Here is a 10,632-nt window from a genome sequence, read left to right as displayed (position 1 = left end):
CGGCAACACGTACTTCTACCAGGGCACCGGCAGCACAGCCGCGCCGTTCCGGACGCGCAACGACAGCACCGTCTTCTTCGGAATGACGCAGTCGTACAACCACATCGCCTGAGGCTCCGGCATCGACTGTCAACAGGCCCCGGCGGAAACGGCGGGGCCTGTTCCACGATCCGGCCCGATGCGCTGGTGTGAGCAGGCAGAGTCCGGCCGGCGGCCGCGGCTTGGCGGCCTCTCGTGACCGGAACGACAAGCGCGTTGAGCAGTACGCGATGGACGCCGCCCAGGCACACATCGAGCTGGCTCGGCGGCGGGTCGACGTCACTGGAGGTATATCGGATCCTCAGCGGCCTGACACGCAGCGCCCACGAACTGCCTCAGCTGCTCGAGCGCCTTGGAGGGCGGAATTGACCGGCCGCGCGCCGAGGACCGCCTGGCAGCGGACTTCAGGGGCGCATCGCTGGTGGAGAAGCTGCAGGGCATCCGCGCCCAGAAGTTTCTTCTGCGCATTGCGCAGTGCTGGGGTGGGTGAATCATCTGACGGATGCGCTGTCGTCGAGAAGACGAGGAGCGGCAGTCGGCATTGGCTGCTCTTGCACGGCGCAACCGGAGAGGGAAGCCGTGTCATGGTGAATGGGAGTGCGTGTACTGGCCAGTGGTAGGCCTGAGCCGCCCTGTCGATCGGCGACGATCTCGGCAACGATCGACAGGGCCGTCTCCTCGGGTGTGCCTGCGCCGAGGTCGAGGCCGATCGGTGAATGCAACCGGGCCAGCTCGTGATCGGTCACCCCTGCTGCGCGCAGGCGTTGTATGCGGTCGTCGTGGGTGCGCCGGGAGCCCATGGCACCGACGTAGGCAACCGGCAGCTTCAGCGCTCGTTGCAGGAGTGGTATGTCGAACTTGGCGTCGTGTGTGAGCACACACAGCACCGTTCGGTTGTCGAGCCGGGTGGCTGCGAGGTAGCGGTGAGGCCAGTCGATGACCACTTCGTCCGCGTCGGGGAAACGCGTCTGGGTCGCGAATACCGGTCGGGCATCGCAGACGGTTACGTGGTAGCCGAGGAATTTGCCGAGCCGTACCAGCGCTGCCGCGAAGTCGATCGCTCCGAAGACGATCAAGCGGGGGGCCGGGACACTGGATTCGACCAGCAGTGTCAGCGGGCGACCGCAGTAGGAGCCCTCCTCGCCGATCACGACTGTTCCGGTGCGCCCGAGTTCCAGCATTGCTCGAGCTCTGGCTGCTGCGGTGTGGTCCAGCTGCGGCTGGTCACCCAGCGTTCCCTCGTACGACCCGTCGGAGTGGACTGTCAGCGCGCGGCCGAGCCGTTCGGCCGGCCCGTCGACAACACGAGCCAGCGCAACCGTCTCCTGTGAGCGTGCGGCCAACAGCGCGGCGGCGAAGACGTCCCGGTCCGGATCACCGGCACGGACGGGTGTGACCAGGATGTCGATGACCCCGCCACACGTGAGGCCGACGGCGAAGGCGTCCTCGTCGCTGTACCCGAACTGCTGCAAGACGGTTTCACCGTCTTGCAGCGCCTGCTGACACAGGTCGTACACCGCGCCTTCCACACAACCGCCGGAGACCGAGCCGACGGCCGTGCCGTCGCTGTCCACGGCAAGGGCGGCGCCAGGCGCACGCGGTGCGCTGCCGCTGACCGCGACCACGCTGGCGACGGCGAAGTCACGGCCTTGCTCAAGCAACTGACACAGCTCTCGTGCGATGTCCAGCATGGGTTTCTCCCCGGACTACGGCGGTGCGTTACGGTGCCGGACGGTGGCGCCGGCGACGGCCCCGCGGCTCATCGGCCGCGGAGCCGGCCTCTCAGAGCATGATCTGGTCGATGGTGATCGGAAGGGAGCGCAGGCGGCGTCCGGTGGCGTGGAAGACGGCGTTGCCGATGGCCGCGGCCAGACCGACCAGACCGACCTCACCGACTCCCTTGGCGCCGACCGCGGTTGCCCGGTCGGGACCGCCGACGAACATCACGTCCATGTCGGGAACATCCGCGTTCACCGGCATCAGGTAGTCGCCGAATGTGGCGTTGGCGATGCGGCCGGTGACCGCGTCGGTGGCCGTCTCCTCGAACATCGCCTGGCTGATGCCGCCGACCGTGCCGCCGATGATCTGGCTGGTGGCGGTCTTCTCGTTGAGGATGCGACCGCCGTCGATGACGGAAACCACCCGTGCCACCCGCAGCAGGCCCAGTTCCGGGTCGATGCGCACTTCGACGAACTTCGCTCCGAAGGCACCGGCGATGGCCATCCCCAGGTCCTCTGCCCGAGGAGGCGTGCTTCTGCCGTCGGCGCTGAGTTCCTCCAGACCGTGCCGGGCCAGGATGTCGACGTAGGACTCGCCTTGTCCGGGGTCCGTGATGCGGTGGATGCGCCCGTCGGTGACCGTCACGTCATCGAGCGCGGCTGCGCGCAGTGGGGATTGGGCATCGTCGCGCACCACGTCGAGGAATTCCTGCACCAGGCGTCGGCAGGCGGCGTGGACGGCGTTGGCGAGAGCACCGGTGAGGCCGGAGCCGCCGGCCTGTGGTGAGTAGGGCATGTCGGAGTCGCCGAGGTCGAAACGCACTCGGGTGACGTCGAGCCCCAGACGCTCCGCCGCCAGCTGGGTCATGACCGTGTAGGTGCCGGTTCCGATGTCGGTGGCGGCGCTGCGCACGTATGCCGAGCCATCACGACGCACGGAGGCGCGAGCCTGGCACGGCACCTGGTAGAAGGGGTAGGAGACACCGGCCAGGCCGTAGCCCACGAGCCAGCGGCCGTCCCGCATGGAGCCCGGTTCCGGGGTGCGCCGCGACCAGCCGAACCGCTCGGCGCCCTCGAGATAGCACTCCCGCAGCGCCTTGCTCGACCACGGCAGGCCGAGGACCGGGTTCTCCTCCGCGTAGTTGCGCAACCGGATCTCGAGCGGGTCCATCCCGATGGCGTGGGCGACTTCGTCGATCGCGGACTCCAGAGCGAAGCTGCCCTGCCCCTCCGCCGGCGCGCGCATGGAGCCCGGGCAGGGGATGTTCAGGCGCGCCTGCCGGTCACGGGTCAGCACGTTGGGGCAGGCGTAGGAGACAGCCGAACCGAAGGAAACCGGTTCGTAGTCGTCATCCTCCATCGCAACCGACGAGATGCCGTGATGCTCGATGGCGACGAGGTCCCCGTCGCGGGTAGCACCGATCTTGATCTGCTGGACGCTGTTGGGCCGGTGCCCCACAGAGGTGAACATCTCCGGCCGGGTCAGGACCAGCTTGACCGGGCGCTTGACCTCGCGGGCAGCCAGCACGGTCAGGATGACGTGGGACCACACCCGCAGGCCGGCCCCGAAGCCGCCGCCGACGAAGGGGGCGAGCACGCGGATGCCGCTCTCGGGGACCTTGAAGATCGTGGCCAGCGAGGTACGCACGTTGTGCGGCCACTGCGTGGAGTCGTGCACCGTGAGCGCGTCCCCGCGCCAGGACGCGACAGTCGTCATCAGGCCGAGCGGGTTGTTGGTGTTGTCGGGGGTGGTGTAGGTGCCCTCGACAACGACGTCCGCCTGGGCAAATCCAGCGCCCACGTCACCGCGCTGGGTGTCCAGCCCCCAGGGGTTCTCGACGATCTCGGCACGCGGGTCGTCCACGTCGAGCACGGCCTCGGTCGCCTCGTACTCGACCCGCACCAGCCGTGCGGCGTGCCGGGCCTCCTCCGCGCTCTCGGCCACCACGATCGCGATGTGCTGCCCGTAGTGCAGGACGCGGTCGTCCTGCAGCGGAGCCGGCGGCGATCCGCCCAGCAGTGTCATCGGACCGCGCTCCAGCTTCGGCGCGTTCCGATGCGTGATGACGGTCAGCACACCCGGTGCCGCCAGGGCCTCGGCTACGTCGATGCCGCGGATGCGCCCCGCGGCGATGGTGCTGCCCACCAGGGCGGCGTGCGCCATACCGGGGAAGGAGAAGTCGTTGGGATACTGCGCCGCCCCGGTCACCTTCAGCGGGGCATCCACGCGATCCATACCCGCCCCGACGATCTTGCCGGCTTCGAGAGTCGTCATGACAGCACTCCTGCAACGGTCTCCAGCGTGCGCACGAGAGTGCGCTTGGCCAACTCCACCTTGAACGCGGTACCAGGCAGCGGCCTGGCACCTTCGAGGGCCGCCTCCGCCGCGCTGCGGAAGACGCCGGCCTCCGCGCGGGCCCCTCGCAGGACGGCTTCGGCGTCCCAGGCACGCCAGGGGATGGTGCCGACCCCGCCCAGCGCCACGCGCGCCTCCTGGATGAGCCCGTCTCCGACGACCAGAGCGACGCCGGCCGAGACCAGCGCGAACTCGTAGGAGACGCGGTCACGGACCTTGAGGTAATGAGACCCTGCGCCTTCAGCAAGCAGCGGGATCTCGACCGCGGTGATCAGCTCACCGTGCCGCAGCACGTTCTCCACGTGCGGCGTGTCGCCCGGCGGCAGGTAGAACTCGGTCAAGGGAATCGACCGTGCACCGTCCACGCCCTGGACGTGGACGACCGCGTCCAGTGCTGCCAGCGGTACCGCGACATCCGAGGCGTGCAGGGCGATGCAGTGGTCGCTGGTGCCCAGTATGGCGTGCATCCGCTGAATCCCCGTGATGGCGGCGCACCCCGAGCCGGGATTGCGCTTGTTGCAGGCCGCGACGGTGGGGTCCCTGAAGTACCGGCACCGGGCTCGCTGCAGCAGGTTGCCGCCGATGGTGGCCATGTTGCGCAACTGGGTCGAAGCGCCGAGCAGCAGGGCCTCCCGGACGAACGGCAGCCGCTCTCGTACGACAGGATCGGCGGCCAGCTCCTCCATCGTCGTCAGCGCGCCCACCCGGACCGCCGAGTCGGTGTGCGTGATGCCGCCGAGGGGCAGACGCGTGATGTCGATGAGCCGTTCGGGGTTCAAAACCCCGTCCTTCATCAGGTCCAGCTGCGTGGTGCCGCCGGCGAGGAACGACGCGTTCGGATCAGCGCTGACCACGGCCACGGCCTGGTCGGCGTCGGTGGCCTGGGCGTATGTGAAGGGATGCATCATCGACCTTCCGTTGTCACTTCGCGAATCGCCGCGCGAATGTTCGGGTAGGCACCGCAACGGCAGAGGTTGCCGCTCATGAACTCGCAGATGTCCTCCTCCGAGCTCGCACGTCCCTCGGCGATGAGGCAGACCGCGGACATGATCTGCCCCGGCGTGCAGTAACCGCACTGGAACGCGTCATGCCGGGCGAAGGCCGCCTGCATCGGGTGCAGCTCTCCGTCCACCGACAGCCCTTCCACGGTGGTGATCTCGCGCCCCTCGTACTGCGCCGCCAGCCCTAGACACGACACCACACGCTTCCCGTCGACCATGACCGTGCAGGCCCCGCACGCACCCTGGTCGCACCCCTTCTTCGCCCCCGTGAGGCCCACATGGTCACGCAGCGCGTCAAGCAGCGTGACCCGCGCATCCAGCCGCAGCCGGTGGAGCGTGCCGTTCACATTCAGGGTGACGTCGACCTGCGGCACTTCCGGCGGCGACTGGTCAGATAGACGTCCCTCAGATTCCACATGCTTCATAGCGCCTCAATTCTGTTTTCTCCGGAGGTTTGCTTGTCAGGTAAAGCAAATTCTTTGACTCTGAACTTCGGTCAGATGCCCCACCTCAGCAACGTCGCACACCCTGCCACGTTGTGCAATTAAGAGAAGTTGGTGCCGCGCGCCTATTGCGTGTGAGCGCGTGTTGCGATTCGCATGCTCGACGGGCCAGTCAGTCGGGCCACGTCGGCGTCGTCCGAGTTCGTCGAGTGGTAAGAAGTCGGAGGCTCTGTTCACCAAGCGCAAGCGACACACCGTCCGCACTGTCGCGAGCCGAACGCATTCACGTCCAAAGATCTGCTCAGAGGCATCCCGCACAGGACACTTCGGCGCGGGTGCGAATCGGCTGCGGGACCTTGCCATGTAATACGTATGTCCGCCGCACCATATCCACGCGAGGCAGTCCGATGATCAACGACCTCTCAGGGATGCACTGAGTGCCGCCACAGCTGTGTGTCAACGCCGACGCCCGGCTTTCCTCGAGCGCCTGTTTCTCGCCCGTCGTCACGCCACCGATGCTCGGGACAGATCTAACGGCATCCCACCAATCCCGTAGAAGTCAAAACACGCCTCCGACCGCCTCTTGAATGGAGCTGACGTTCGAGTGGCGACGCCTGCGGAGAGCTCCCGCTCGGCCTCGCCCGACGAGACAGTTCGCGTGCCTTTAGTTGATGGTATGACCGTCAGTCACGGAAGGAACGCGTTTATCCCTGGGACGGCCATGGCCTGGGTGCGCCAGTTCCCCCTTGGCTGCCACGCGGCGGTCCCAATGAGCCGCAACAACGATGGTCCGAGAATTCCTGCGCTCACGCCGTGCCCGGGTGACACCCGAGGAGGGGGGGCTGCCGCTCGGTCTGGAGCGCGCTGTGGGCCCGGCCTTCGGCGATGAGATCGCCCGGACGTCTGCCACCCAAGCACCCAAGTGTGCCGACGAGCATCAGATCGCGCCGGACTGCGTCTGCTGCTCGAGAACCCTCCCGACGCAGCGTTCGTTCTTGGACGGCTACTCGACCTCCTCGCCATGAACGGGACCGCGCACGCGCTGTTCCGCGGCCTGGGAGCCCGCGGAGGCGCGCTGGCTGATCCTCGACGCTCCGGGCAAGGTACCGTACGCGAACTGGAACGTCGCTGCCGACGAGGCGATCGCCATGTTGTGCTTCGACGCCGCGCGCCATCCACACGATCAAGCCGTCGCCGCGCTGAACGAACCTGATCAGACGCTCTTCACCTACAGCGTCGTCCCGGGCTCGCCCTCCGCCGCAGGACTTCGCCCGGCTCATCCGCACCACCGATCCGGCCATCGCCACGAGTGGCGTGTGTACGGCCACGTCTGCCTCCCGGAAGACCGGCTCCGTGGCCGGTCCGCCGATCGGCGCCCGTTCCGCCCCAGCCGCGCCACGGCCGGTGCCTGCGCCGCCGAGCGCCAGCCGGGAGCCGCGAGCGGTGCCGCTGCCGGCCTCGAGCGCGGCGGCAGACCGACACCACCGACCTCGACGTGCCGTGCCCAGGCCGGTGACGCAGTGATCAACGGAGAACCGTCCTCACTGAGCCTTCGAGTCATGGCCGATCCGCTGGTTGTCACGCTCTCATCGTTCAACAGCCCCCGACGTCTGGGGGAAGTCCGCCCCTGCCGGGCCCTTGTAATGCGGGGTAGGGGCCTTCAGGCCGCCGCCGCTGATTGTGGCGATCCGCGCTGCTCCAGAAGGCCCTCAGTCGTTTCGAGATGTCTCGGCGGAGGTCGCTGTCGTCGATATCCGTGGGCGACCGTCGTCATTGCCGAGCAGCGAGTCGAACCCGGCCGGCACGCCGATCTCACCCAGAAACGATCAGTTAATCTGGAGGCCGCCGGCCGCCAGGGAATCCCTTGACCTCAGCCACGGCGAGCGGGGTCAAACGTACTGTGGCGTTCCTGCTGCCCTTCCGAGCGCAGGATCCACCACCGGGTGCCCCGGCGGACGGCTGTCCGCTCGTACCGATGAGGAAAAGCGAACCGCCCATGAGGAGAACCGAACGGAACGAAACCTCTCCCGCTCCTAGGCGACTGTGGATTTCCGAGAGTACCCAGGGCCGGGTGACGCCGGCCGAGCTCTTCTTCGACTTGGTGTTCGTCTTCGTCGTCACCCAGGTCACCCACGCGGTGGAGGCCCATCCCGGGTGGGAGGGCCTCCTCAAGGCACTGTTCCCGATGGTCGTCGTGTGGTGGATGTTCAGCGGGTTCGGATGGCTCACCAACGCGGTGCGGCCGGACGCCGTGCAAGTACGCCTGCTGCTGATGCTTGCCATGACCGGCTTCTTCATCATGGGGCTGGATGTCCCTTATGCCTTCACCCCTGAGGGTTGGGCGTTCCCCTTGGCGTATCTGGCCGTCGTTGCCATCCACGGGATCGTCTATCTGACAGCCGATGTCCCGTCGGTGCGGCAGGCGATCCTTCGCAATATGCCGTTCAACGCCGCGGCCGGCATTCTCGTACTCGTCGCCCCGCACCTGCCGGAGGCATGGGGTTGGGTGTGCTGGGCCACGGCTGTGCCGGTCCTCTACCTATCGCCCTTCTTGGGCCGCATCCGCGGCTTCGTCATTGAGCCCCATCACTTCGTGGAGCGGCATGCGCTGCTGCTGATGGTGGTTCTGGGTGAGTCGGTGGTTGCCATCGGGTTTGGCGCCCAAGGATCGGAGAGCCACGCGGTGGACGCACCTTTGGCACTCGGCGTGGCGTTGGGGATCGCCGTGGCATCGGGGCTGTGGTGGGTGTACTTCGACGGGGATGAAACCCGGGCGGACGCGGAGTTCGAGAAGGCCACCGAGTACCGTCGCCAAATGCTCGCCTACTACGCATTCACGGGCGCGCACCTCGTGATGATCATCGGCATCATCCTGGTTGCTGCGGGGATCACCGATGCAATCCACCACTTCGACAGTCATGCGCACCAGTGGTGGCTGGGCTGCGGCACAGCGCTGTTTCTCGTGGGACACGCCATCTACCGAGGCTTGCTGGGAAGCGGACGGATCGCCGACCGCGTGGTCGGGGCGGTGTGCGCGGTGCCGCTGGGAGCGACAGCGTCCATCGCCGGCTGGATCGGCATGACCATGGTTGTGGTTGTCCTGACGGCCATCGCCTTCGTGGACCACCGCCTGGCGTCACACAGGACCCAAGCCTCTCAGAAGACCCTGAGTACTGGCTGACACATCGACTACGTCGACAACCCCGCCTTCACCGCCACGAGAGACGTCGACGACGGGATGCTCCACCACGAGCACCTCACCTTTCTATCGGACGCCCTGAGCGCCAGCGCGCACTGCCTGGGCGTGCCGCGGCGAGGTGAAGGATCCGGGTGGAGGGCTCGGAACCGGCCCGCGCCCTGGTGACCGATTCCGTCGCCCGCTGCTCACGGCGGGGCTGTCGTCATCGAGCGCTGCCGGCGCGCTTCTCTCCGCGGCAGGGCAGCGTCTCTTCGGCCGCGGCTGGACCGGAACCAGGCCGTATGCGGGAAGTGGCTTTGCGTGACGGCGTACGACGTGAACGCAAGACGTGGCACGCACGTGTTGTTGTAACCGACGGCATAGGGATGCCACGTGCCGAGCGGACAGGACGAGGTGTGGACCTTTACCTACGTGCTCGAATACGGGCCGGCGACCCGCGGGCCTTCGCCTGCCTCTTCGGTGATCACGCGCAGGCCGTGTACGGCCACGCCGCACGGCACCGCGGAGGACGTGGTGTCGCTGAACTTCCTGGCGGCCTGGCGGCTGCGCGAGAAACTGCTTCCCGACGCCGAGCTCTCCGACGACACCGGTGACGGCCTGCGGCCCTGGCTGTTCGGTATCGCCACCAACGCACTGCGCAACACCAGCGGACCGCCCTTCGGTATGGGCGGCACTCGCCCGGCTGCTGGAACGGCACATGGACCGCCAGACGGTGCCCGACTTCGCCGACGAACGAGCCCCTACGCGTCAACTGCATTGCTGCCCTGCGAGCCCGTAGCCACGGCGGCGGTTCACATGCTGCAGGTCGAGCCGTAGGGAAAGACGTTGGCCCCCTCGCCGCACTGCTCTTGGCCCCTGTGATACGGGTTACACCCACACGAACGTTGGGGAGCGGAGTGTCGCACACTCTGCTCCCCAACTGTTTCGGGCCCTGCCGTCCCGCTGATGCGCTACGCCCCGTTTTTGGATTCTCTCGCCGGAGGTGCTTCCTCACGACGGCGGGGCGGTCCTGCCGGCTCCGTCGACCGGGCGGGAAGTTCGGTGGCAGCCCAGCCCGCCAGGAAGGTCAGGGCCTGCGCGCTTGGCGAGTGCGGTTCCGCTGTGTAGACGAGCAGGCTCTGGTCCGCGGCCCCCCGCAGATCCAGCACCTGGAAGTCCAGGCTCAGTTCCCCGGCGATCGCGTGGACGAACTCTTTGCGGCCAGGCCGCTGGGACCGAACTCTGTGGTCGGACCACCATCGGCGGAAGTCGGGGTCCCTCAAGGAGAGTTCACCGACGAGCCGCGCGAGCTCGGGATCGTTCGGGTAGCGGCCGGCGTCCATGCGGAGGTAGGCCACACACTCCTGGGCGACTCTTTCCCAGTTCGCATACAGCCCGCGGACTTCGGGGTCGAGGAAGGTGAGCCAGATGTGGTTGCGCCGCTTGGTCGGCAGCCTGGAGTAGTCGGTGAACAGCGCGGCGCTCAGGCGGTTCCACGCCAGGATGTCCATGCGACGGCCCAGCACGAGCGCCGGGACGTTCACCATGCTGTCCAGAAGGACCTGTGTTGCCTGCGAGACCTGTTGGTTTCTCGGTGCGGCCGACTTCGCCTCGCCGGAGATGCCAGCTTCGGCCGCGCACCGCAACAGGTACTCCTCCTCGTCGGGGCGCAGCTCAAGCGCCCTGGCCAGGGCCGTGAGGATGGCGGGCGAGGCCGATTTCACGCGGCCTTGTTCCAGCCTCACGATGTAGTCCACGCTGACGCCCGCCAGCGACGCGAGTTCCTCACGCCGCAGTCCCGGCACTCGGCGGTGCCCGGTTGTGGGCAGCCCCACCTGCTCCGCAGTGACCCGGGCGCGGCATGCGCGCAGGAATTCACCGAGTTCTGTCACGGCAG

General features: G+C 67.5%; 8 protein-coding genes and 1 pseudogene. 4 read left to right on the top strand and 5 right to left on the bottom strand.

The window, feature by feature from the left end:
* Nucleotides 1-530: 530 nt before the first annotated feature.
* From ACLB9X_RS08290 to ACLB9X_RS08275, 4 genes are all read right to left on the bottom strand, one after another.
* On the bottom strand, nucleotides 531-1,730 hold the full coding sequence (locus tag ACLB9X_RS08290) for an XdhC family protein (protein WP_410359578.1): 1,200 nt from the start codon (nucleotides 1,728-1,730) through the stop codon (nucleotides 531-533).
* A gap of 91 nt (nucleotides 1,731-1,821) precedes the next feature.
* Nucleotides 1,822-4,032, bottom strand: coding sequence for a xanthine dehydrogenase family protein molybdopterin-binding subunit (locus tag ACLB9X_RS08285; RefSeq protein ID WP_410359577.1), 2,211 nt, complete (start codon nucleotides 4,030-4,032; stop codon nucleotides 1,822-1,824).
* Nucleotides 4,029-5,021 (bottom strand): FAD binding domain-containing protein, encoded by a 993-nt coding sequence (locus tag ACLB9X_RS08280; protein ID WP_410359576.1) that lies wholly within the window; start codon nucleotides 5,019-5,021, stop codon nucleotides 4,029-4,031. Before ACLB9X_RS08280 ends, ACLB9X_RS08285 begins: the two co-directional genes overlap by 4 nt.
* On the bottom strand, nucleotides 5,018-5,539 hold the full coding sequence (locus ACLB9X_RS08275) for a (2Fe-2S)-binding protein (protein WP_410359575.1): 522 nt from the start codon (nucleotides 5,537-5,539) through the stop codon (nucleotides 5,018-5,020). Before ACLB9X_RS08275 ends, ACLB9X_RS08280 begins: the two co-directional genes overlap by 4 nt.
* Before the next feature lie 803 nt (nucleotides 5,540-6,342).
* On the opposite strand from ACLB9X_RS08275, the pseudogene ACLB9X_RS08270 reads away from it, so the two are divergent.
* From ACLB9X_RS08270 to ACLB9X_RS08255, 4 genes and pseudogenes are all read left to right on the top strand, one after another.
* Nucleotides 6,343-6,443, top strand: a pseudogene (locus tag ACLB9X_RS08270) (XRE family transcriptional regulator); the annotation flags it as partial.
* A gap of 1,185 nt (nucleotides 6,444-7,628) precedes the next feature.
* Nucleotides 7,629-8,738 (top strand): low temperature requirement protein A, encoded by a 1,110-nt coding sequence (locus ACLB9X_RS08265; protein ID WP_410359574.1) that lies wholly within the window; start codon nucleotides 7,629-7,631, stop codon nucleotides 8,736-8,738.
* A 3-nt stretch (nucleotides 8,739-8,741) separates the two neighbouring features.
* On the top strand, nucleotides 8,742-8,921 hold the full coding sequence (locus ACLB9X_RS08260) for a hypothetical protein (RefSeq protein WP_410359609.1): 180 nt from the start codon (nucleotides 8,742-8,744) through the stop codon (nucleotides 8,919-8,921).
* Between the two features lie 207 nt (nucleotides 8,922-9,128).
* Nucleotides 9,129-9,572 (top strand): hypothetical protein, encoded by a 444-nt coding sequence (locus ACLB9X_RS08255; RefSeq protein ID WP_410359573.1) that lies wholly within the window; start codon nucleotides 9,129-9,131, stop codon nucleotides 9,570-9,572.
* A 134-nt stretch (nucleotides 9,573-9,706) separates the two neighbouring features.
* Here the strand turns inward: ACLB9X_RS08255 and ACLB9X_RS08250 are convergent, their stop codons facing one another.
* Nucleotides 9,707-10,627: a helix-turn-helix domain-containing protein gene (locus tag ACLB9X_RS08250; RefSeq protein WP_410359572.1), complete on the bottom strand. Its 921-nt coding sequence runs from the start codon at nucleotides 10,625-10,627 to the stop codon at nucleotides 9,707-9,709.
* Nucleotides 10,628-10,632 lie beyond the last annotated feature (5 nt).

Source organism: Streptomyces sp. 5K101, assembly GCF_046506645.1.
GTDB lineage: Bacteria > Actinomycetota > Actinomycetes > Streptomycetales > Streptomycetaceae > Streptomyces.
The sequence above is the reverse complement of the archived record's forward strand: the minus strand, read 5'-3'. Positions and strand labels throughout refer to the sequence as shown.